The organism is Thermogemmatispora onikobensis, assembly GCF_001748285.1.
Taxonomy (GTDB): Bacteria; Chloroflexota; Ktedonobacteria; order Ktedonobacterales; family Ktedonobacteraceae; genus Thermogemmatispora; species Thermogemmatispora onikobensis.
Genome location: NZ_BDGT01000011.1, coordinates 19,187 through 41,305, shown reverse-complemented (window position 1 = coordinate 41,305; position 22,119 = coordinate 19,187). Strand labels below are relative to the sequence as shown.

The 22,119-nt window shown below is 62.6% G+C and carries 18 protein-coding genes and 1 pseudogene; 1 reads left to right on the top strand and 18 read right to left on the bottom strand.

What is annotated here, in order from left to right:
* Position 1: 1 nt before the first annotated feature.
* From BGC09_RS06975 to BGC09_RS06955, 5 genes and pseudogenes are all read right to left on the bottom strand, one after another.
* Positions 2 to 520, bottom strand: a complete 519-nt coding sequence (locus BGC09_RS06975; RefSeq protein ID WP_069803178.1) for a (2Fe-2S)-binding protein — start codon at positions 518 to 520, stop codon at positions 2 to 4.
* 2 nt (positions 521 to 522) lie between these two features.
* On the bottom strand, positions 523 to 1,401 hold the full coding sequence (locus BGC09_RS06970; RefSeq protein WP_069803177.1) for an FAD binding domain-containing protein: 879 nt from the start codon (positions 1,399 to 1,401) through the stop codon (positions 523 to 525).
* A 356-nt stretch (positions 1,402 to 1,757) separates the two neighbouring features.
* Complete coding sequence (locus BGC09_RS06965; RefSeq protein WP_069803176.1) at positions 1,758 to 2,393, bottom strand: response regulator; 636 nt, start codon at positions 2,391 to 2,393, stop codon at positions 1,758 to 1,760.
* Positions 2,368 to 3,753: a GAF domain-containing sensor histidine kinase gene (locus tag BGC09_RS06960; RefSeq protein WP_069803175.1), complete on the bottom strand. Its 1,386-nt coding sequence runs from the start codon at positions 3,751 to 3,753 to the stop codon at positions 2,368 to 2,370. The genes BGC09_RS06965 and BGC09_RS06960 overlap by 26 nt, the downstream gene beginning before the upstream one ends.
* Before the next feature lie 196 nt (positions 3,754 to 3,949).
* Positions 3,950 to 4,252 (bottom strand): annotated as a pseudogene (locus BGC09_RS06955) (response regulator transcription factor); the annotation flags it as partial.
* A 292-nt stretch (positions 4,253 to 4,544) separates the two neighbouring features.
* Between BGC09_RS06955 and BGC09_RS06945 the strand changes: the two are divergent.
* Entirely contained in the window at positions 4,545 to 5,822 is a 1,278-nt protein-coding gene (locus tag BGC09_RS06945) for a hypothetical protein (RefSeq protein WP_245688573.1), read from the top strand.
* Between the two features lie 313 nt (positions 5,823 to 6,135).
* Here the strand turns inward: BGC09_RS06945 and BGC09_RS06940 are convergent, their stop codons facing one another.
* From BGC09_RS06940 to BGC09_RS06885, 13 genes are all read right to left on the bottom strand, one after another.
* Positions 6,136 to 7,365 carry a class I SAM-dependent rRNA methyltransferase gene (locus BGC09_RS06940; RefSeq protein WP_069803172.1) on the bottom strand — a complete coding sequence of 410 codons (1,230 nt, stop codon included), beginning with the start codon at positions 7,363 to 7,365 and terminating at the stop codon, positions 6,136 to 6,138.
* 69 nt (positions 7,366 to 7,434) lie between these two features.
* Entirely contained in the window at positions 7,435 to 8,271 is an 837-nt protein-coding gene (gene cobA / locus BGC09_RS06935; RefSeq protein ID WP_069803171.1) for a uroporphyrinogen-III C-methyltransferase, read from the bottom strand.
* A 16-nt stretch (positions 8,272 to 8,287) separates the two neighbouring features.
* Positions 8,288 to 8,998, bottom strand: a complete 711-nt coding sequence (locus BGC09_RS06930; protein WP_069803170.1) for a precorrin-2 dehydrogenase/sirohydrochlorin ferrochelatase family protein — start codon at positions 8,996 to 8,998, stop codon at positions 8,288 to 8,290.
* Between the two features lie 169 nt (positions 8,999 to 9,167).
* Positions 9,168 to 10,949, bottom strand: a complete 1,782-nt coding sequence (locus BGC09_RS06925; protein ID WP_084658058.1) for an NADPH-dependent assimilatory sulfite reductase hemoprotein subunit — start codon at positions 10,947 to 10,949, stop codon at positions 9,168 to 9,170.
* A 499-nt stretch (positions 10,950 to 11,448) separates the two neighbouring features.
* Positions 11,449 to 13,461, bottom strand: a complete 2,013-nt coding sequence (locus tag BGC09_RS06920) for a glycoside hydrolase family 15 protein (RefSeq protein WP_069803169.1) — start codon at positions 13,459 to 13,461, stop codon at positions 11,449 to 11,451.
* Positions 13,462 to 14,416: 955 nt separating this feature from the next.
* Entirely contained in the window at positions 14,417 to 15,397 is a 981-nt protein-coding gene (hemB, locus tag BGC09_RS06915; RefSeq protein ID WP_069803168.1) for a porphobilinogen synthase, read from the bottom strand.
* 100 nt (positions 15,398 to 15,497) lie between these two features.
* Complete coding sequence (gene hemL / locus BGC09_RS06910; RefSeq protein WP_069803167.1) at positions 15,498 to 16,847, bottom strand: glutamate-1-semialdehyde 2,1-aminomutase; 1,350 nt, start codon at positions 16,845 to 16,847, stop codon at positions 15,498 to 15,500.
* A gap of 130 nt (positions 16,848 to 16,977) precedes the next feature.
* Positions 16,978 to 17,742: a chlorite dismutase family protein gene (locus BGC09_RS06905; RefSeq protein WP_069803166.1), complete on the bottom strand. Its 765-nt coding sequence runs from the start codon at positions 17,740 to 17,742 to the stop codon at positions 16,978 to 16,980.
* Positions 17,743 to 17,888: 146 nt separating this feature from the next.
* Positions 17,889 to 18,806: a uroporphyrinogen-III synthase gene (locus BGC09_RS06900; protein WP_084658056.1), complete on the bottom strand. Its 918-nt coding sequence runs from the start codon at positions 18,804 to 18,806 to the stop codon at positions 17,889 to 17,891.
* A gap of 48 nt (positions 18,807 to 18,854) precedes the next feature.
* Positions 18,855 to 19,811, bottom strand: coding sequence for a hydroxymethylbilane synthase (hemC, locus tag BGC09_RS06895; RefSeq protein ID WP_069803165.1), 957 nt, complete (start codon positions 19,809 to 19,811; stop codon positions 18,855 to 18,857).
* Complete coding sequence (gene hemA / locus BGC09_RS06890; protein WP_069803164.1) at positions 19,702 to 21,087, bottom strand: glutamyl-tRNA reductase; 1,386 nt, start codon at positions 21,085 to 21,087, stop codon at positions 19,702 to 19,704. Before hemA ends, hemC begins: the two co-directional genes overlap by 110 nt.
* Before the next feature lie 112 nt (positions 21,088 to 21,199).
* Positions 21,200 to 21,502 carry a hypothetical protein gene (locus BGC09_RS22510; protein ID WP_141727669.1) on the bottom strand — a complete coding sequence of 101 codons (303 nt, stop codon included), beginning with the start codon at positions 21,500 to 21,502 and terminating at the stop codon, positions 21,200 to 21,202.
* A gap of 162 nt (positions 21,503 to 21,664) precedes the next feature.
* A complete protein-coding gene (locus tag BGC09_RS06885) occupies positions 21,665 to 22,102 on the bottom strand; it encodes an SRPBCC family protein (RefSeq protein ID WP_052889659.1) in 438 nt (145 codons plus the stop codon).
* Positions 22,103 to 22,119: the final 17 nt, after the last annotated feature.

Genomic DNA, 22,119 nt, shown 5'->3' with positions numbered 1-22,119 from the left:
GCTATTCACCTCCGCCGCCGCTGCCGGCGGGTACCTGCTCGGGTTGCGGCTCGCGCAGCTTCTGCGCGGCGTACTGGATGGCCTTGACAATATTGACGTAGCCCGTGCAGCGGCAGAGATTGCCCGAGATGCCTTCGCGGATCTCTTGCTCGCTGGGATCGGGATTGCGCTTGAGCAGAGCCAGGGCGGCCATCATCATGCCCGGCGTGCAGTAACCGCACTGCAGGGCGTGCTCGACGTGAAAGCCTTCCTGCAGCGGGTGGAGCTTGCCGTTTTGCTCCAGGCCCTCGACGGTCAGCAGCTCGCGCCCATCGGCCTGCACGGCCAGCATGGTGCAGGATTTGACCGCCTTGCCATCGACCAGGATGGTACAGGCGCCGCAGGAGGAGGTGTCACAACCAATGTGAGTGCCGGTGAGGCGCAGGCTGTCGCGCAGCCAGTGAACCAGCAGGGTACGCGCCTCAACGTCGCCTTCGTAGAGCTTGCCGTTGATGGTGACGCGAATGTGGTGGATGCTCATGGCTAGGCGCCTCCTGTTGCGCGGCTGCGCGCCTGGCGCAGCGCCCGCATGGTCAATGTCTCAACCATCGCACGCTTGTAGTCAGCGGGACCGCGCAGGTCGCTGACAGGCTGAGCTTCGGCAGCGGCTTGCCTGGCGGCCTGGGCGATGACCGCGTCGTCAAGGGTGCTGCCAAGCAGGAGCTGCTCAGCGGCGCGGGCCTTGATGGGGGTCGGGCCGACGTTGGTCAGCCCGATACCAGCGTAGGTGACGTGCCCGGCTCCGTCCAGGACAACGTAGGCGGCCACGCCGGCGATGGCGTAGTCACCAACCTTGCGCTCTAGCTTCAAATAGGCGCCGCCGCTGCGCTCTGCCGGGGCCGGAATGCGGATCTCGGTCAGCAGCTCGTTGGGCTGCAGCGTCGTCTCAAAGCTGCTGTCGGTAAAGAACTGCTCGACCGGAATGAGGCGCTGGCCGGTGGGACCGGTCGCTACGAGCTGGGCCCCGAGGGCGAGCATGGTCGCCGGGTGATCGTTGGCAGGATCAGCGTGGGCCAGATTGCCGCCGATGGTGGCCCAGTTGCGCACCACGGGATCGGCGATGACGCGGGCCGTATCCGCCAGAATGGGATAGCGCCGGCGAATGAGGTCCGAGGCCTCCAGGTCGACTTCGCGCGTCAAGGCCCCAATGTGCAGGGTACCGTCGGCTTCTTGCATGTACTCCAGGTCGTGCAGACGGTTGATGTCCACCAGAACGGCGGGGGAGGCGAGGCGGAAGCGCAGGAGGGGAATGAGGCTGTGCCCACCCGCGAGCACCTTGGCATCGGCGCCGTGCTGGTCCAGTAGGGCGATGGCTTCAGCAACGCTGCTGGCCACCTGATAGTCAAAAGGACCAGGGATCAAGGGGAGATCACCTCCGTTTCGTCACTGGCAGCCTACTGAGCAGGCAGGGCGGGGCATGACCCGAGGCCAGGCCGGATGCGTCTGGCTCCAGTCGGCCTTTGTGACGTGCTCGCTCCTGTCTGGCGCTGGCTTGGGTCTGAGTGCAGAGCGTCTCGGATCAGCATTTCGCAGAGCGTGGCGTGGTTTATGCATGGTCTACACTGCTTCCAGTATAGCCAGAGCGGGGAAGCGCCTGTTACCCCCGAATGCAGGGTCTTACTCCCCTGCTTTTGGAGGGAAGTGCCCTCGGCAAAAGCTGCAGCAGAGCGTCTGGCCAGGTGTCCAAGGCCGCAGCCGCAGGGCGGCCTCCCTCTCGCTCACAGCCAGCCCTGCTTGACGGCCACCATGACGGCCTCGGTGCGGTTCTTGACTCCCAGACGGTGGAGGATCTCTTGAACGTAACTCTTGACTGTATTTTCGCTGAGGTAGAGCTTGGCGGCGATCTCGCGGCTGGAGAGGCCCTGCGCAATGAGGCGTAGAATCACCAGTTGCTGGGCGCTCAGCGGCTCCGGCCCCGGCTCCTGGCGCACCGGCGTCCGGCGTAGCTGGGCCAGCACGGCCACCGCCGCCTTGGGATCAATGGCCGCCTCGCCACGCGCCACCGCGCGAATCGAGCGCTTGAGATCAAAGCGCTCGATGTCCTTGACAATGTAGCCACGGGCGCCCGCCTGCAGACATTCGGCCACCAGCTGCTCATCAGTATAGGTGGTGACAATGATAACCCCGATCTCAGGGTAACGCTCGCAGACCTGACGGCAGAGCGCGACGCCGCTCACTCCCGGCAGGCGCACATCGAGCAGAATGATGTCGGGGCGCAGGCGCTCGACCAGCCCCAGGGCCTGCTCAGCATTGGCCGCCTCGCCCACAATCTCGAAATCCGGCTCCGAGACCAGCATGGCCTTCAGGCCCTCGCGCACCATTTCGTGATCATCGACGATCAGTAAGCGAATCAAGGGGGATCACCGCCTTCACGATCAGGCCGCCTTCCTCGCCATTGACCAGCAGAAGCTGCCCGCCACAGTCGCTCACCCGCTGCTGCATGCCGCGCAGCCCCAGATGGGCCGGATTGTGACGGTAGTTCTCCAGGATCTCCGGCGCCAGGCCAACCCCGTTATCCTGAACGACCAGCATGGCCTGTGTGCGCGTGACCTGCACGGTGACCACGACAGTGGTCGCCTGGGCATGGCGCAGGACGTTGGAAAGAGCCTCGCGCGCCACGTTAAAGAGGGCGTTCTCGATCGCTGCCGGCGGCGCACTGGCCCACTCGGCGACTACCAGGTCCATGTCAAGGCCCGCCGCAGATTCGCGCAGGTCGTGGATGAGGGTATGCAGGCGACTGATCAGTCCGCCGTCCTGCGTCTGTGGCTCGCTGGAGGAGAGGGCAAAGATGGCATCGCGCACCTGGGCCGTGCCCAATGAGGCCAGCTGCTTGATGGTGAGCAGGGGACGCTCCAGCGGCGACCCCGGCGGCAGCTGCTCCAACGCCCAGTCAGCCTTGAGACCAATGGTGAATAGCGTCTGCTGGACGCGGTCGTGTAGCTCCTGAGCAATGCGGCTGCGCTCGTCGGCCAGCATCTGGCGCTTCTGAGCTTCGGTGAGCTCGTGATGTAAAGTCTGGAGGTCGGTGGCTACTCGCGTCAGCTCCTGGTTGCGCCGCTCTAGCTCGGCAGTGCGTTCGCGAACCTCGCGTTCGAGCCGCGCGGCCTGCTCTTCCATGGCGTGGCGCTCGCGGGCAATGAGCTGGGCGTTGTGAATGGCAACAGCGGCTTGCGCGCTGAGGGCCTCGATAAGCTCGACGTGACGCGGCTTGAAGCGGTCGGGCTGAGTGTGGCCAATGAGGAAGGCCCCCAGGATCGACCCCTCGCGCGTCCGCAGCTGGACGCCGAGAAAACTGCGCACGGGGATATGGCCGCGGGGAATGCCAAGGTAGCGCCGGTCAGCAAGGACGTCGTCTACCAGCACTGAGGTGCCCTTCCAGAAGACGGGATGAAGCACGCCAACCCCCTCGACCGGACCGACATGGCGAAAGTGCTCTTCGACTCCATGCTCGCCAGAGATGGCCGCCAGATGAAAGAGGCCCTTCTTGCTGCGCCGCTCCGGCGATTCTCTGGTGAGTTCAGGAATGAGAAAAAAGGCCGCATACTCGGCAGCGGTCACCTTGCGCGCGGCATCGGTGATCATCTGGAGCAGGCGCTGGAGGTCAAACTCTGAGGTGAGCGCAATGGCAATGCGGTTGAGCTGGGCCAGCTCTTCGGCACGCTCCTGCAGGCTGGCAATCAGGTTTGTCCGGCTGTCATCGCTGGTCTGTACCATAGCAGGCTTCTTCTCTGTGACGCGCAACTACCCGGGCCCGAGCAAAGACGTCTCTCTTGTCGTCGTTGACTTCTAATTATTATAGCAGCTCTCTCTGGCTCCTGCCCTTGTACGCTCACGAGCAAGGTCCGGGCAAAAGGGACCATCCACACCCGCCCCCACCCTCCATTGACGACTCCTTTGACGCCACTGGCCCCTAAAGCCAGCCTTTTTGACGGGCCAGCTGCGCTGCCTCGATGCGATTGCGCGCCCCCATCCTCTGAATGGCAACTGAGAGATAGTTACGCACCGTTCCCTCGGAGAGAAAGAGCTGAGCCGCGATCTCGGCTATGCTTGCTCCAGGCAGAGCGGCCCGCAAGACTTCTCGCTCGCGCTCGGTCAGAGGATTGTCTCCTTCGCTGAGGGCCGCCATTGCCGGGCTAAGATCAACGATGCGCTCACCTGCCAGCGCCCGCCGAATGGCGGTGGCCAGCTGCGCCGACGGAGCATCCTTGAGCAGGATTCCCAGCCCTCTGCCCTCACTCCGTATTGCTCACATTCACCCTAGAGAATTCTTCCCTTCCAGCGTTCTCTTGCTGACAGACACCTTTGCCTATCCTTCCTTATGACAGGAGGCTTCTACCATGCAGTCCAACTTTCGCTTCTGTCCAAACTGTGGCGCCCCATTACAAGGACAGCAGTCTTTCTGCTCAATGTGCGGTACTGTTCTCAGTGCGGAAACCGGCGACCCTACCCACTCGTCTGGAGCAGGGGGACCAGCCGGATCTTCCGAGTCGACAGAGAGGACCGTTGTGTCACCGCCACCCTCACCAGCTCCCCCTTCCCATCCTCCTGCCTGGTCTCCTGCCCCGCCTCCCAATCAACAGCCGCCCAGCTCCGGCCCGCAGCAAGCGGTCTTTGGCCAACGGCAGCCAGGCCAGCCGGGCTATACGCCCTCCCCGCCATCCACCCCCACCCCTGCCGGTCCCTTTCCTCCCACTCCCCCCTACGGTCAGCAAGGAGCCATACGTCCACCCCAGCCAGTCAGTGTACCCCCCCCTTACGCGCGCCCACAGCAGAACGGCAGCCGCGGCGTCATCACCGGCCTCAGCTGTGGCGTGCTGCTGATCATTCTGCTGATCGTGGTCGTCTGTGGGGCCTTGAGCCTGGGCGGTTACCTCCTCCTGCGCAACCTCACCAGCACCGGCACCACCAGCACCTCTTCACACGGCAGTGGCACCAGTGGGAGCACTACGCTCCGTTCCAACACACCAACAAGCATCCCAACCCGCACCTTCCCTGTGAACGGCACCTTGACCTACTCCTCCATCACAATCACCGTCGTGAATGTTCAATTAGCCACCAACTTCCCTGATGACCTCAATACCACCAATAGTGAGGCGCTCTTGCGCGTCCTCCTCAAGGAGAACAACAGGACCAATGACTTTGCCTCTTATTCCTATAATGAGATTGCTCGCCTGATCCTTCCCGATCAAACGAGCGTTGCACCAAACGCCCTACAATACGGCGGGGCCCCGCAACCCAGCTCGACACGCACCAACTGGCTTGATTTCCCCGTTCCCAGCAACGTGGATGTGAACCATACGCTTTTGCGTCTGGGAGCCCCCACCGAAGCGATCATGGACATCCCCCTCCAGAACAAGCCCGACCTCACGAAATACGATCCCTCTACCACCAAGCCAACGAACGCCCAGACCACCTACGCCGGCATGAAATGGACGGTCACGTCCACTACTGTGAGCTGGAGCGCTCACGGTAAGCAAGCGGATAGCGGAAAACGTTTCTTGACCTTAAGCTTCCGCATCGATAACCCGTCCGACCAGGATGTTGGCTTCAACGCCGATGACTTCCTGCGCCTTCAGGTCGGCAACGATCGCTTCCCGCCTACAGCGAGTACCATCCCCGTAATCATGAAGGCAGGAACCACCAACCAGACCGGCGATGCTATCTTCACACTACCGGAAGGAACCACGGCTTGTACAGTGATTATGATGCACAGCGATCTTCTTCCCAATAGCCAGGAGGCGCAGATTCCGCTCCAGCTCAGCTCTAACAAAGCTTCAGTTTAGCAGAAGTGCCCGGGCCGACACTGATACAAACGGGGAGGCCCTTTGATCCTCCCCGACCAGCATCATCCGTTTCAGAGTCGCAGGAGCCAGGCGGCTCTGCGTCTGAAACGGATGCCTCTCTTGGCAGCAGGTCACGTGAAAGAGAGATAGACGACTCTCCGTCACCGGCCCGGGAAAGGGAAACGCACCAGCAGCAGAGAGAGATGGCATCATCGACACGTATCTCTCTCAGGTGCACAGAATTGCGCCAACAGGCAGCGCGAAAGCCGGCCACGATAGTTGTCGGGCCCTCAGAGAGGGAAAGAGAGCCATGTCACCAGAGCAGACGACAGAAGATGGCTTTGAGATAGAGGGTCTCGGGCATAGCCAGCCTGACAGGATGATCGCAGCTATGGGTCAACACTTCCAACACCTGCACCTCGCGGTCAAGGGCGCGCGCTGCCAGCGAGAGCGTCCCCGCGAGATCATCCAGACCAATCGCCCCCGAGCAAGAGCAGCTCAGCAGAATACCGGCGGGGCGCAGGACACTCATGCCCAGCAGGTTCAGACGACGATAGGCGCGCAGAGCCTGCGACCTCGCCGCCTGGCTGCGCGCAAAGGCCGGCGGATCAAGGACAACAATGTCGAAGCGCTCGCCCCGGGTCCGGGCCTCCTCCAAATAGGTAAAGACATCGGCAATGACAAAGGCATGCTGATCAGCATCCAGCCCATTGAGCGCGAAGTGGCGTCGGGCCGCCTCCATTGCCGGCTGCGAGCTATCCACGCTGGTCACCCGCACTCGCCCATCACTCAGGGCAGCGACCAGCGAAAAGCCGCCAGTATAGGAGAAGCAATTGAGCACACGGGCCACGCCCTCGGGCGCCAGTTCCGCGACCACAGCCCGCACATACTTGGCCAGCGCAGCCCGCTTGTCCCGTTGATCAAGAAAGAAGCCAGTTTTTTGACCACGCCAGGGATCAATCAGGTAGCGCACACCGTTTTCGCGCCCTTCTACCTCTGGTGGCACCTCGCCGGCCAGCAAGCGCGGCTCCTCCAGCGCCAGCCCTTCACGACGCCGCGCCTGGCTATCGTTCCGCAGAAGTAGACCACGTGCCCCCGTCTCTTCAAGGAGCGGCTCCACCAGCAGGGGCAAAAGGCGCTCCATGCCGAGCGTGTGCACCTGAGCCACCAGAACCTCAGCATAGCGATCGACGACCAGACCAGGCAGACCATCACCTTCTGAATGGATCAGCCGATAGATGTTGGTGACAGCAGGATCAAAGACGCGGCGTAGCTCCTGAGCGCGGCGAATACGTCGGCGCAGCAGCGCTGCATCGATCGGCTCCTCACGGCGCGTCAGCAGACGGATCGCAATATCGGTGTGAGGATGATAATAGCCGCGCCCGAGGAACTGCCCCGAGGCCGAGCGCACCTCAACCAGCCCGCCCGGCTCGACCTCGCGCGGCACCTGCTGCAAGGCTCCCGAGAAGACCCAGAGATGCCCATTGAGCAGCGGCTCCTCGCGCTGCGGCTTCAAACGTACCTGTGGATAGACGGTAGACATTACAATGGCCAGCCCCTTGCCTGCCGGCAGCCTCGCCTCATCACATCTCAGCCAGGCAGACCACCGGCGCTACTCGTCGGCCATTATAGCATACGGATCATCAGCAGCAAGGGGAGCGGCCCCTTCGTCTTGGAACCAGGCCAGCACCTCGCGCAGGCGCACCACCTCACCGACCACGATGACCGCTGGCGCCCGTACGGCGGCCTGAGCAGCGCGCTCCGCAATTTCGGCCAGCCTGCCCTGAACTGCGCGCTGCCGGGGCAGCGTCCCCCACTCGACCACCAGGGCCGGAGTCGCGGGGTCCAGTCCCCCAGCCTGCAGCTCAGCCACAATCTGCGGCAGCGTCTTCACGCCCATCAAAATCACCAGCGTCCCCCCGACACGCGCCAGTGTGCGCCAATCCACGGCGCTCGCCTCAGTGCCGCGCTCCTTGTGGCCGGTCACCACGGTCACCAACGAAGCCAGGCCACGATGGGTGACCGGCACCCCCGCGTAGGCCGGCACAGCCAGGGCGGCACTTACTCCCGGCACCACCTCAAAGGGAATCCCAGCCTGTGCCAGCGCTTCCGCCTCCTCACCACCGCGCCCAAAGACAAAGGGATCGCCACCCTTCAGACGTACCACCAGGCGCCCGCGGCGGGCATGCTCGATCAGCAGGCGATTGATCTCAGCCTGGGGCAACTGATGACAGCCCGGCTGCTTGCCAGCAAAGATCAGCTCCGCCTCGGCCCGCGCCTCCGCCAGCAGGTCAGGGGCCACCAGGCGATCGTAGATCACCACATCGGCGGCGCGCAGGCAGCGCAACCCCTTGACAGTAATCAGCTCGGGCGCCCCGGGGCCAGCCCCAACCAGATAGACCTTGCCACGCACCGGCGCCGCCTCCGGCTGCTCCAACCTCTCGCTCATCCATTCCCCCCCTCCCCTATGAGGCCAGCGAGCGCCCATCAGTGGCGCCGGTGCTTCTCTCGCCGAACGAGTGAGCTACCTCCACGCCATAGTGGCGCAGGAGCTCCGCCGTCAGAGCGCGGGCCTCGGCCTCGGCGCCGGCCTCCAGATGAGCCAGTACCGGCGAGCGGTAAAACTCCTGAAAGAAAGCATCACGCTGCTCATAGGTGACTCCCTGGGTCCGCAGCAAGGCCCGCGCCTCCGCAGCCAGGCGCAAGAAGGCCCCATAAGCAGGGGAAAAGTGCTGCTCCAGCTCCTGACGGATCAACTTCGCCAGGCCCGGGCTCACTCCCTCTGTCGAGACCGCCACCGTCAAGGAATCGCGACGCAGAATAGAAGGCGTGATGAAATTGCAGCGCTCGGGCAGATCAACAATATTGAGCAACTGCCCACGCTGCTGGGCCTCACCCCAGACGGCTTCCACCAGCTTCGGCTCGCGCGTCGTGGCAATCACGACAAAAGCCCCTTCCAGATCGCCAGGCAGATAAGGGCGTCGCCGCAGCTCCAGCTGCGGGCCCAGCTCCTGCACGACCTGCTCCAGCTCCGGGCACCATTCAGGAGCGATCAGACAGACTCGCGCCCCACAGGCGGCAAAGGTCTGCACCTTCTCCGCCGCAATGCGATCGCCTCCGATTACCACCACGCGCCGACCGCGTACATCGAGCATAATCGGGTAATAATTCGGCATCTCGGTCGCCGTTCCTCTCTGTGCTCTCTCAGGTCTCTCACACGCTCTCTCATAGGCTCAAAACAGCACAGCCACCCACGTTGTCCCATCTTTCCAGCATCTGCTCCGTCCAGCAGAGTTCATAGAGCGCGTGCGCCTGCTTCTCCCGCAGAGGAGCAGGCGCACTCTCTCAATGCAAGCCACTCGGCTCGCGCTCGCCGAGGGTCAAGGCCCGCTGACGCAGATACTCCACTCCGACGCGCTGGCAATAATCGCCGAAGGTCTCGCCGGGAGCGCGCTCATCGCGCCAGAGGAGTAACAGCGGGCGAAGAGTCGCCGGGATTTCCCGCAAAGGTACCGAGGCGGCGTAGAGCGTCGTCAGGCGCGTATTCTCCCAATCGCCGCCGACATAGATATTGTAGAGATCCTTCGAGCGGCCCACGAAGCCAATGTCGCCCATATAGGGACGGGCACAGCCATTGGGGCAGCCGCTCATCCGCAGACTGAGGCGTTCACCGGCCAGGCCCAGCTCTTCCAGCTGGCGCCCGATCTCGCCCACCACGCCGGGCAGAACGCGCTCGGCCTCAGCCACCGCCAGACCACAGGTCGGCAAGGCCGGGCAGGCCATCGCATAGCGCTTCACCCCCAGCTTCGAGGGGTCCGTCTCGATGCCATGCTCCCGCAGCAAGGCCTCCAGCGGCTCACGCTGATCCGCAGTCAGATCGGTCAGTAGGATATTCTGCTGTCCGGTTAAACGGATACCAGGACGGAAGGTCTCGATCGCCTTCCGCAGGCCCGTGCGCAACTGGCAGGAGTCCGTATCGCGCACGCGCCCATTCTGCACATAGATCCCCAGAAACCAGCGCCCATCTCCCTGCTCGTGCCAGCCCAGATGATCATCGACCCCCTCCCAGTGGAGAGGATGAGGATCGGCCACCGCATGGCCCAGGCGGCGCTCTAACTCAGCGCGGAACCAGGCGATACCCCGCTCCTCAACCACATATTTCATGCGCGCATGCTTGCGGTTCTGGCGATCGCCATAGTCACGCTGGATCGTCACGATGGTCTCCACCACCGAGAGGGCCTCAGCCGCCGGCACAAAGCAGAGCGGCGTCCCCAGACGGGGGAACGTCTCAGCCTTGCCGTGGGTCATCCCCATGCCGCCGCCTACCAGGACCGTGAAGCCCGCGAGCTCGCCGCCGTCGTCCAGCTCTGCCACCAGCCCGATATCCTGGGTGTAGACATCGATACAGTTATCGCCCGGAAAAGCCACGCCGATCTTGAATTTGCGCGGCAAATAGGTCGGCCCGTAGATCGGCTCCACCACCTCATCGTCCGGCGTCCCCACTGTCTGGACATGCTGCCCATCGATCCAGATCTCATGATAGGCCCGGCTGCGCGGCGCCAGATGACGAGCGATCTGCCGCGCTACCTCCTGTACTTGCGCCTGGGCCCGATTGCGCGCCGGCGCCGGACAGGCCATCACGTTGCGATTCACATCGCCACAGGCCGCCAGCGTCGAGAGCAGCGCCTCATTGATGGCGCGGATCGTCGCGCGCAGGTCGTGCTTCAGAACGCCATGCAGCTGAATGCCCTGGCGCGTCGTGAAGCGTAAGGTTCCATTGGCATAGCGGCCCGCCAGATCATCTTCGACCAGATATTGCTCGGCGGTCAATGCGCCCCCCGGAATACGCGAGCGGACCATGAATTGATAAGCCTTTTCCTCACCCGCGGCCTTACGGGCCTGACGCAGGTCACGGTTCTCCTGCTGATAGATCCCATGAAATTTGATGAGCTGGACCTGCGCCTCGCTGAAATGCGTGCCGTCCTGAGCCAGCTCTTCGGCAATCGCCCCGCGCAGATACTGGCTCTCAGCCTTGATGCGCTCTACCTTGCTGCCGCCGCCGACTCCCAGGCTCAGGAGGTTGTTGCCAGCGGAAGAAGGGGTCTGATGCTCTTGCTCGGTCGCCATACCTCAGTCCTCAAAGTTGACATAATGGATCAACTATAGAAACTATTAATTAACATACGATACAGAGCACTGTTTGTCAATAGGCGCACCAGAGCAACGGCGCGGGGGGCCAGGGAAGGGCGCGGCCCGAGGGGAGCTGGCGGCGGCGGCAGCGAAGCCAGAGAGGGCCAGGTCAGGCGAGACCATACGCGCGCCTCAGAGCGCAGCGCGATACATGGCGCTGGAACAAACAACAAGCGGGCCACCGGGGAGGTCCCCAGTGACCCGCGTACAGAGGCAGCCCATCTTGGGTACGGCGTCCTGCCGCAGCAGCAAGGAGGCGACCTCGTCCTTCCTGCCAGCTGGTCGGCTGAGTACTGACGCTGACGCTTGCAGAGCGAGCAAGCGAGCGAGTGAGTGAGTAAGCGGGGGAGGAGCAACGGACTCAAGCAGTGGGAGGCTCCGTTTGCTCCTCTTTCTCTCCAGCTACTACCGATCGAGCGCCCGCCGGTGCGCTCGCTTACTCGTCGGTCTTCTTCTGCAACTGGATGGCGGCGATTACCGGCTGCGTGCAGCGATCGCGCTCAGCCAGACGCTGTTCTGCCTTATAAAGATTATAAGCGCTATTGATAAGAGCGATATGAGTAAAAGCCTGGGGATAATTGCCCAGAGCCACACGATTGCGCGAATCGATCTCTTCCGAGAAGAGGCCGAGATTCCCGCCGTAAGTCAGCAAGCGTTCGAAGAGCGAGCGCGCCTCATCGAGGCGGCCCTGCATGGCCAGATTATCGATCAGCCAGCAGGTACAGATCGTAAACGTACCCTCCTGGCCGGGCAAGCCGTCCTCCGACAGGTAGCGGTAGACGAAGCCATGCTCGTCCGTGAGCTGCTCCATAATGCGATCGACTGTTGAGCGCATCCGGGGATCGTCGGCAGGGATGAAGCCGATCAGCGGCAGGAGCAGATTGGAGGCATCAAGGGCCGTGCTCGCATATGATTGGGTGAACGCACCGATCTCGGTATTATAGCCGTGGGCCAGCACATCCGCCCGAATCTGATCGCGCACGCGGTACCAGCGCAGGAGATCAGCCTCCAGATGGAGCTGCTCAGCGGCGCGGATGCCGCGGTCCAGCGCGACCCAACACATGACCTTCGAATACACATAGTGGCGGGGCTCGCCACGCATCTCCCAGATGCCGCGGTCCGGCTCATGCCAGTGGGCGCAGACGTAGTCGACCAGTGAGCGCAGCATTTCCCACAGGGGGCCTTCCAGCTTCTCGCCGTAGCGTTCGAAGCCACCGCGGCGGCGGTAGAGATGGATGCAATCCAGGATCTCGCCGAAGACATCCATCTGCTTCTGATCGGCAGCGGCGTTGCCGATGCGCACCGGGCGCGAGCCACAATAGCCCTCCAAATGTGGCAGCTCCCGCTCCGGCAGCTCGCGCTCGCCACGGATGCCGTACATCACCTGCAGGTCCTCGCCGTTAGAATACGACAGGCGGCGCAGCCAGTAGGTAAAGGCGCGGGCCTCATCGGTAAAGCCGAGCACCAGCAGGGCATAGAGCGTAAAGGCGGCATCGCGCAGCCAGGTAAAGCGATAGTCCCAGTTGCGCACGCCCCCGATCTCCTCTGGCAGCGACGTTGTGGGCGCGGCCACCAGGGCCCCAGTCGGCGCATAGGTCATCATCTTCAGCACAAGGGCGCTGCGTCGAACCCATTCGGCATATGGGCCATCGTAGTTGATCCCCGAGATCCAGCGTCGCCAGCAATGCAACGTATGGGCCAGCTCCGCGGTAAAATCGCGCTGGAGCAGCTCCTGCTCCACCAGCTTCCGTGCCGCGCGCAGGCTGCGCCCCATACCGATCGCAAAGATCAGCCGCTCGCCCTCGCGCAGTGTGGCTTGCACCACCAGAGCGGGATGGAGCGCCTCCGGCTCCTCCCCCTCGTCCGGCACGATCTCCAGAGAGAAGCCCGGCAGCCGATAGGCCCCAATGATCGCCAGCCCAATATGCTGTTGGCCATCCGAGATCACCGCCCCCGTAGCGTTGGGCAGCAGCTCGATCTGGCTTGTTGTCGCTCCATAGTTGGGCGTCGCCTTCAGGGTTACCGTAATCGGCAGCTCTCCATGCGTACATTCCACAATGCGCACCAGGCTATGGCACGAGCCGTCCTCATACGACCAGGTATTGTTGTTCAAGCCGCGGTAGGGCCAGGCCTCCAGCGACTCCACCGGCATGAAGTCGGTGAGCACGATCTCGCCACCAATGCTTGTAAAGCGCGTCTGCAGCACATTGCTATCGCGAAGATAGCGCTGAACTCCAGGAATCGTGTTATCGGTCGGGGTAATCTGGAAAAAGCCACCCCGCCCGGCATCGAGCAGCCGACAAAAAATGGCCGGGCTGTCAAAATCGGGCAGGCAGGCCCAGTCTACCGAACCATCCGGCGCTATCAGCACAGCTGAATGACAGTCTCCGATGACTCCATACGATCCGATGGGCTGATAAGAGCGATTTTTGGTGTTCAACCCAACCATAGCACGAATCTTCCCTTTAGTGAGCTAAACTCTTGCTTTTAACAGCTCCTTCCGAAAAGAACCGGGCTTGCCGAGCCTTCTGCGGGGCTCCCAGGTTCCTTCCTCTGTGGGGCTCTTCCCCACTGAAGCCGGCTCCTTCTCCGGCCCCTTTTGTGAAGAGGACGGAGCAGAACCCTCTCTGGTAACAAGATATCAGCATAACCCTAAAAATGGGGGAAGAGCCGGTTTCCCCTCCTCTGCCCTGGCAGCGGAGAGATCGCCTGGAGAAAAAAAGATTCCCTTTCCCCTTTACTTCTAAAGACCGCTGGCCCCGCTCCTTTCTGACAGCCCCACATTTTGTCAGCTCCTTCTGGCCTCCTTCCCTCGCCTCGCCACCTCCCCCTCTGCTCTTCTGGACTCCCTAGCCCATCCTCCTGTTCTGGCGGCGGCTTCCGCGGACAGCACGGACAGCAGTGCTAGCCTTGCCCGGCCCGCCGCCCTGGCAGCGCTGGGGCTACTCCTATATGTGGTGAGAACGGAAGAAAAGCGCTGAGGTAACGACGACCACTCATTGTGCGCTGCCTTCCTTCTGCCCTGCTCTCACTCCCACCTTGCCACTGCCTCCTACACTGCCTACTCTTTAGAAAGAAAAAACCGGCCATTTTATTTCTTCCCTACGCCTTTGCCTGCGGCTGCTCTCCCTGACAGTGCCCCCCAGGCCAGCCGCCCCTGCTCCCGCCATCGTGCCAAAATAAAGAAAGGAGGGATGGATGGGTTCATCCATCCCGCCATTGCTGACCGGTACAGGCATCATTCTAATCGCATTCGGGCCTGCTGTCAAATGACCTGGGCCTCCTTTCCCCCGGTCCGGCTATTCGCCCGCACGCTCTCTCTGCCCTCCAGGAGCCATCAAGAACTGCTTAGCCCGGTAGTCGGGCAGAGAGTAGGACTTTTAGGGGACTTTCGCCCGGCGTGCTCAGCCTTCCCGCAGCCAGCGCGCGACATCGGGAGCAAAATAGGTGATGATGATATCGGCGCCGGCCCGGCGAATACCGGTTAAGACTTCCATCACGATGCGCCGCTCTTCCAGCCAGCCCTGCTGAGCCGCCGCCTTGATCATGGCATATTCGCCACTGACATTGTAGGCCGCCAGCGGCAGATCACAGTGCTCGCGCACGCGCCGGATGACGTCGAGATAGGCTAGAGCCGGCTTGACCATGACAATGTCGGCTCCTTCGGCAATGTCCAGCTCGACCTCGCGCAAGGCTTCACGCGCGTTGGCCGGGTCCATTTGATAGGAGCGCCGGTCACCAAACTGGGGAGCCGACTCGGCGGCTTCGCGGAAGGGGCCGTAGAAGCCAGAAGCATATTTGGCTGAGTAGGCCATGATCGGTATCTGGGCAAAACCTCGCTCATCGAGCAGGCGTCGAATGGCGCCAACACGCCCATCCATCATGTCCGAAGGAGCAACGATATCGGCTCCGGCTTCGACATGCGAGAGGGCCATGCGCGCCAACAGCTCCAGCGAGGGATCGTTTTGCACTTCACCACCGGCAATCACACCGCAGTGACCGTGGCTGGTATACTCGCAGAGACAAACGTCGGTCACGACGAGCAGCTCCGGCACTGCAGCCTTGATGCGCTGGATAGCTCGCTGGATGATGCCCTCGGGATGATACGCCTGCGAGCCTTGTTCATCCTTGGTGGTAGGAATGCCAAAGAGCAGGACAGCGGGAATGCCCAGAGCCGCTACCCGCTCGGCCTCGCCCGCCACCTGCTCCAGCGGCCACTGCACCACGCCCGGCATGGAAGCGATCGGGCGCGGCTCGCTGACGCCCTCGGCGACGAAGAGTGGATAGATCAATTGCTCAACTGCAAGATGGGTCTCACGCACGAGCCCGCGTAGACGCTCCGTCCGGCGCGTGCGCCGCAGGCGTGTGATGGGGAATTGACTCATGCCATCGCGCTCCTTTCCTTCCTCGCTCCCTTCTTTCCTTCCTTCCTGCCTCGCCCTCTTCTTTGGTCTCCAGAGCTCCAGCACCGGCCCTCGCCCTCAGTCAGGGCCGCGAGCTGGAGTCGGCATCGTTTCCTGCCACGACCCGCAGCGCCTGCGCAATGGCATGTAAGGTCTCCTCCAGCATGGCATCGCTGTGAGCCAGCGAGAGGAAACAGGTCTCAAACTGCGAAGGTGGGAAGTAGATGCCACGCTCTAAGAGGGCCCAGAAGAAGCGCGCGTAGCGCTCGCTGTCGGCTTGCCTGGCCGCCGCATAGTTGCGCACCGGCTCCGCGCTGAAGAAGAGGCAGAAGAGCGAGGCCAAACGTACGACCTGGACTGGCAACCCAGAGGCTTCCACCGCCGCGCGCAGGCCCTCCTCCAGCAGCGCCCCCTTGCGCTCCAGCTCCTCGTAGCAGCCAGGCTTTTGCAACTCTTTGAGGGTCGCGATGCCGGCAGCCATAGCCAGGGGATTACCGGAAAGGGTCCCTGCCTGGTAAACCGGCCCCAGCGGGGCTACCAGCTCCATGATGGCCCGCTTCCCACCGTAGGCTCCCACAGGCAAACCGCCGCCGATGATCTTGCCAAAACAGGTCAGGTCAGGCACAATGCCCGTGCGCGCCTGCATGCCCCCCAGGGCTACGCGGAAGCCCGTAATCACCTCGTCAAAGATCAGGACGGCCCCGTACTGAGTGGTCAGACGCCGCAGCGTCTCTAGAAAGCCAGGTTGAGGCAACACCAGCCCCATATTGGCCGCCACTGGTTCCACAATCACCGCCGCAATTTCCTCGGGATAGCGCTGGAAGGCTTCCTCAACGGCGGCACTGTCGTTGTAGGGCAGGCTGATCGTGTGAGCCGTCGCCTCTGCCAGCACCCCGGCGCTGCCGGGCAGACCCAGCGTGGCCACGCCCGAGCCAGCCTGCACCAGCAGCAGGTCGGCATGGCCATGATAGCAGCCATCAAACTTAAGGATCTTGGAACGCCCCGTATAGGCGCGGGCCAGGCGCAGCGCGCTCATGGTGGCCTCCGTGCCCGAGTTAACGAAGCGCACCAGTTCAACCGAAGGGACGCTTTCCACGACCAGACGGGCTAGCTCGTTCTCAGCCTCGGTCGGCGCCCCAAAGCTAAAGCCACGCCGCGCCGCCCGGGTCACAGCCTCCACCACCGCTGGATGGGCATGACCCAGGATCAACGGCCCCCAGGAGCCAACATAATCCAGATAGTGGTTGCCATCGACATCATAGAGATGGGCCCCCTCGCCACGCTCGATAAAGACTGGCTCCCCCCCTACAGCGCGGAAGGCCCGCACCGGACTGTTGACCCCCCCAGGCATGAGGCTCTGAGCCTCACGGTAGAGGGCTCGCGACCATTCCCGTCCCGCCTTTTTGCCTGACTGTTGCCGCTCCGTTTGCATCGCCAGCTCCTTCTATAGATCCATACTCTCCCGTACTCATCTCGCCCCTATGTTACTCCATTCACGCTGCTGCCTGCCCAGGCCCTCAGTTAGTCCGTCAGTCAGCCAGTCAGTCAGCCAGCTCTGGGGATCACGCCCCAATGTCGTCCAGGATCTCCGGCAAGGAACGCGCAATACAGGTGAACATGGGCGTGTCGCGCAAGGTATACTGGCTGGCCTCGCTCTCGCGCATCTCCTGCACGAGGTCAAGAAAATCCGCTACGCTGTCGGACTCAAAGGCGACGACAAATTCTTGATCGTCCAATCCAAACGAGTAGGTGGTGTGGATCTTGATGTTGGGATAGGCCACCCCCATGCGAATATGCTCGTCCATCATACGCTTGCGCTCCTGCAGCGGCAGAGCATACCAGGGGCGAGTTTTGACAAAAGGATAGACGAAGAGATAGGGCTTGTCCTCGAGCGTAATAACCAGCCGTGGGTCATGCGCCGCCCCGCGCGGGCCTTTGCCCACATAGACGGAGCGTTTGGTCATCGAGAGGAATGAGCGCACTTCGGACAAATAGGGTCCGATAGCGCTGCGGCGAATCTTGCTGCTCAATCCCTGAAGATGCTCGATATCGTAGGTCGCCTGCCAGAGCATAAAATCGCAGTCGGAGCGCAAGCCATAGAGGGCATAGCTGCGGATCAGCGAGCATTGGGCATATTCATTGTAGATGGCCAGCAGCTCCTCGCGGCCCGCGCGCCGCTGCTCGGCAGGCAGGCGCAGCCACTGGGGATCAAGCTTGTAAAAGACGAAGCGCACAAGCTGACGAGGCTGCTTCGATTTGGCCCGGGCTGGTTCCTGCTCGGGCTGAGTTGTGACTCTCTGCTCAACCGTTTCCATCTGACCTGACATGGCCTTTCTCTCTTCTTCACTTCTCTCTATCTACTCTAACACACCTTGTCTGGTGTTGCTATCCGTTTCTTGTTGATTCGCTCTCTGGCTTCCTTCCAGGACAAGGCAGGGAGATGCCGCCCATTCTCCTCTCGTCAGACAGCGTTCTAAATTGCCTGTTCTTGAGGAGCCTGGGTCTGGCGTCGATAATAGGCCACAATGGCCGCGACCAGCCCCTCGATGGTAAAGGGCTGGGCTTCGACGGCCACCTGCAGGCCCAGGGTGCGCGCCGTGGCGGCAGTAATGGGACCAATGCAGGCGATCGCCACTCCCTGACGAGCTAAGAGAGTACCTGGAGTGGCTCCTGCAGCTTGTTCGCCCACGGCCAGCTCCAGCCAGCGCACAAAAGAGCGGACCGTAGACGAGCTGGTAAAGGTCGCCAGTGAGAGGCGCCCCTCGTCGATCAAAGCCAGGACCTGCTGCCCGCGTGGATCGTCACCAGCCGCCGCCAGAGTGCGATAGGCCGGTACCTCCTCGACCAGCATGCCAGCCTGACGCAGCGCCTCGGCCAACACGCGCCGGGCCTCAGCAGCGCGCGCCAGCAGGACGCGCTGGCCCGCCGGGCTGCTCCCCTGACGCTGGCATTCCGCCAACAGGGCCGCGGCCACCTGCTCAGCCACATACTCCTCGGGCACCAGCACCCCTCTCACGCCCTGCTCGGCCAAGGCTGCCGCTGTGGCTGGTCCAATAGCGGCCACCCGCGCCGCCCCTCTGCCCAGCAGGGCCGGCTCCAGCCCCAGGGTGCGCAGGCGCTCAACGCAGAAACGCACCCCGTTGACACTGGTAAAGACCAGCCAGTCATAGGGGGCACGTCCCTCCTGGGCACCTGCTGCCAGACGTTCTAAGGCTCGATCAAGCGGCGCCCAATCTTCTGGCGGCACCAGGCGGATCACGGGGAAGCTCAGCGTCTCTGCCCCAAGAGCCTGCAGGCGGCTGCTGAGGGCTTCGGCCTGCTCCTGAGCGCGCGTCACCAGAATCGTCCGCCCACGCAGCGGCTGCCCCTGCTCCTCAACGGCAACCATCATCGCACCTCCTCCTTACATGTCGCGGCATCGCGCTGACTGGCTCCCAGCTCAGACAGTGCTGGCGGCGCGGATCTCGGCAATAATCTCCTCGGCCCCCTGCGCCAGGGCCTGCTCGGCCAGCATCATCCCCAGTTGAGCCGCCAGGCGTAGAGCCTGCGCAGCATGCCAGGCAATGCTTCCCTGGACACGGACCGCCCGGCACCCGTCCAGACTGATCACCAGGGCCCGCAGGTGCAGGCGCTCATCGGCCAGCCAGGCATGGGCGGCGACCGGTAGATAGCAACCGGCCCCCAGACGACGCATGAAGGCTCGCTCGGCGCTGGTGGCCGCCTGGACCTCCACGTCGTTAAGCGCGGTCAACAGCGGCACCAGCTCCGAATCTGCCCGCAGCTCTAAGGCCAGAGCTCCCTGACCGGGAGCTGGGAGCAGCGTCTCCACCGGCAAACACTCCAGGCGATCCGCCAGCCCCTCAGAGAGGCCGAGACGGCTCAGCCCCGCCGCGGCCAGCACAATCAGATCGTAATCGCCAGCCTCGAGCTTGCGCAGGCGCGTGTCTACATTGCCACGCACGGGCAGGATCTGCGCCTGCGGATAGAGTGCGCGCAATTGGGCGGCACGGCGCAGGCTGCAGGTCCCAATACGCACCCCAGGCTCGGCAGGCGAGCCGAGAAAGTCGCGGCGGCGCACCAGCACATCCCGCACGTCCTCGCGCGGCCCCGGCACCAGAACCAGCAGGCCATCCGGCGGCGCCGTGGGGAGATCCTTTAGACTATGGACCGCCAGATCGACTACACCCGCTCGCAGGGCACGCTCGATCTCTGTCACAAAAACACCATCGCCGCCAATCCGCGCCAGCGGCGCCTCCGTCGCGCGGTCCCCTTGGGTATGAATCGGCTCAATGATGATCTCCAGCTCGCGATATAGCTGCCGCAGCCTGGCGATCACCGTCTGTGTCTGAGCCAGGGCCAGCTTGCTGGCGCGTGTCCCGATCACTAGTCTGTTCATCCGTCGCCACTTCCAGATCAAAAAGATAGCGCAGCGCCTCGGCGTAGACATGACCACGCCCGGCAACAGCAGCTTCCTTCAGGCGCGTCACCGGTTTATGGAGCACCTTATTCATCAGACGGGTGGTCAGCTCCTGGATGGCCGCCAGCTCTCGCTCCGAGAGCGAGGGCGCAAGCTGGCGCAAGGTGCGCGCCAGCTCCTGCTGACGGAGCGCCTCCACGTGCTCGCGCAGCTCGACGATGGTGTCGGTCACGCTCAACGAGCTGAGCCAGCGCGCAAAAGCTTCGACTTCCTCAGCGATAATGCGTTCAACCTGGGCCACTTCCTGCAGACGCAGGCGAATACCTTCATCAACCACCAGGCGCAGATCATCAATATTGTAGAGATGAACCCCGGGCAGCGCTCCCACCGCCGGATCAACATCGCGCGGCAAGGCAATATCAATGATGAGCAACGGGCGCCCCTGCCGCCTTGGCAGAACCGCCCGCATCATTTCCTCAGTGACCACCGTATGGGGGGCCGTTGTTGAAGTAATGACGACATCCGCCTCCACCAGCACCTCTGGCAGCTCGCTAAAGGGACGGAAAAAGGCTCGCTCCCCAAGCTGCTCCACCAGCTGCTGGGCATGCTCAGCGGTGCGATTCACGATGATCAGACGACGCGCGCCGTTGTCGCACAAATTACGCGCCGCCAGCTCGCTCATCTGGCCCGAACCGACGAGCAAGACCGACGCTTCGTTAAGATGGGGAAAGAGCTGGCGCGCTAATTGGACCGCCGCATGGCTGATCGAGACCGCCCGTCGACTGATGCCTGTTTCGCGCCGTGCCCGCTTGCCTGTGACCAGCGCCGCACGGAAGAGGGCCGAGAGGACCGGCCCGGCAAAGCTTCCTCCCTGGGCTAACTCCAGAGCATCGGCTACTTGCCCCTGGATCTGCGGCTCTCCCGGGATCAGCGAATATAAGCCGCAGGCCACGCCGAACAGGTGACGCGCCGCCTCCAGGTCGGTATAGGTGTAGCTGTGCTGCTCCAGCGACGCCCGCTCCACACTACGCTGCTCACAGAGCACCCCCAGCAGAGCCTCACGCCCCCTTTGCCCCTCCTCCGCACAGACCGCGTAGAGTTCGAAGCGGTTGCAGGTCGATAGCAGCACGGCCTCCTGCGTAACCTGGCGCACCGCCCTCAAGAGCGCCGCCACCTGACGCGGTGCACAGGCTAGCTGCTCACGCAACTGAATCGGCGCCGAAGTGTGATCAACGCCTACCAGGACAATCTGCATGCTCTCCTCAACAGCTCACAGAAGAAATCTCTAAAATCTCAAATCATTGGCGGTCTATGGAGATTTTAGCGATTCTCGCTGAAGAGTCAAGGCCGAATCCCCGGATATCTCATCAGGTGATCACCGTATTTTGTCTCAGGTGGACTTCGCTAAAAAAAAGAGGGCGACCACTGTGGCCGCTTTGCTCACCGCAGAGATCACTAGCTCCCTCCAGCCCGCCCTCGCCGCACCAGACGACGCTGTCCTGCTGCTGCCGCTGCTGTATATAGTACCACACGCAGAGGACCCGACTGGCAGCGAGCAGACGGCTTGATCTGGCCAGCCCCCGAACAGAAGCCACACGCGCGCGCTCTCGCAGCTCTCTCACAACAATGGCTACTCGCTCAATCAAAATAAAAAGAAACCAGGCGGGCAACTGAGACCTCCGGCAGCCTGGCGCGGCGCCCAAACCAAAAACTGAGGGTCTCTTACCTGCCTGCCTGGCAAAGAACAGAAGTAAGGAGAGAAACGACGTAGGCGTCAGGGCCTGCTCTGGCTGTCTTCCAGCCAGGAACAGCAGCGAGGAGGCACAAACCTCCTAGGCCGCCAGAACCTTTTCCAGATTCTTGAAGAACGTGCTCAGAGAGTTCTTGGCCACTCCCTGCCCCACAGGATTGTTCGCAACCGCGATCGGGCCACTCATCTCGGCATTGGCATCATAGGAGAGCAAGGCCCCATCTGGCTCATCGGCCAGCGTGATCTGGGCTGTGGCATCGATCGAGCCGCCGCGCCCCTGGCGCTGCAGCTGCAGCACGAGTAGATTGGGCGCCTGACGCTGGACAATGTTGAGCAGGGCCGTATAGGTGCCCTTCAGCCCCGGGATCGGGAGTGAGAGCGTTACTTTTAGATGATTCTCGTCAGCGTACTCGACAGCCTCGCAACCAGGAATACACTGCTTCAGCACCGCCGGATTCAAAATAGCTTCAAAGACGCGCTGGCTAGGTGCATGAAACTTATACGTACCGTTGAACTTCATCCAGATCCATCCTTTTG

What these genes read in the sequence shown, in the direction of transcription:
- hemL (WP_069803167.1), bottom strand. Translation starts at nt 16,847, where the DNA reads ATGCAAACGGAGCGGCAACAGTCAGGCAAAAAGGCGGGACGGGAATGG.
- BGC09_RS06920 (WP_069803169.1), bottom strand. Translation starts at nt 13,461, where the DNA reads ATGGTTGGGTTGAACACCAAAAATCGCTCTTATCAGCCCATCGGATCG.
- BGC09_RS06975 (WP_069803178.1), bottom strand. Translation starts at nt 520, where the DNA reads ATGAGCATCCACCACATTCGCGTCACCATCAACGGCAAGCTCTACGAA.
- BGC09_RS06960 (WP_069803175.1), bottom strand. Translation starts at nt 3,753, where the DNA reads ATGGTACAGACCAGCGATGACAGCCGGACAAACCTGATTGCCAGCCTG.
- BGC09_RS06940 (WP_069803172.1), bottom strand. Translation starts at nt 7,365, where the DNA reads ATGTCTACCGTCTATCCACAGGTACGTTTGAAGCCGCAGCGCGAGGAG.
- hemB (WP_069803168.1), bottom strand. Translation starts at nt 15,397, where the DNA reads ATGAGTCAATTCCCCATCACACGCCTGCGGCGCACGCGCCGGACGGAG.
- hemC (WP_069803165.1), bottom strand. Translation starts at nt 19,811, where the DNA reads ATGAACAGACTAGTGATCGGGACACGCGCCAGCAAGCTGGCCCTGGCT.
- BGC09_RS06885 (WP_052889659.1), bottom strand. Translation starts at nt 22,102, where the DNA reads ATGAAGTTCAACGGTACGTATAAGTTTCATGCACCTAGCCAGCGCGTC.
- BGC09_RS06925 (WP_084658058.1), bottom strand. Translation starts at nt 10,949, where the DNA reads ATGGCGACCGAGCAAGAGCATCAGACCCCTTCTTCCGCTGGCAACAAC.
- hemA (WP_069803164.1), bottom strand. Translation starts at nt 21,087, where the DNA reads ATGCAGATTGTCCTGGTAGGCGTTGATCACACTTCGGCGCCGATTCAG.
- BGC09_RS06900 (WP_084658056.1), bottom strand. Translation starts at nt 18,806, where the DNA reads ATGATGGTTGCCGTTGAGGAGCAGGGGCAGCCGCTGCGTGGGCGGACG.
- BGC09_RS06930 (WP_069803170.1), bottom strand. Translation starts at nt 8,998, where the DNA reads ATGCCGAATTATTACCCGATTATGCTCGATGTACGCGGTCGGCGCGTG.
- BGC09_RS06905 (WP_069803166.1), bottom strand. Translation starts at nt 17,742, where the DNA reads ATGTCAGGTCAGATGGAAACGGTTGAGCAGAGAGTCACAACTCAGCCC.
- cobA (WP_069803171.1), bottom strand. Translation starts at nt 8,271, where the DNA reads ATGAGCGAGAGGTTGGAGCAGCCGGAGGCGGCGCCGGTGCGTGGCAAG.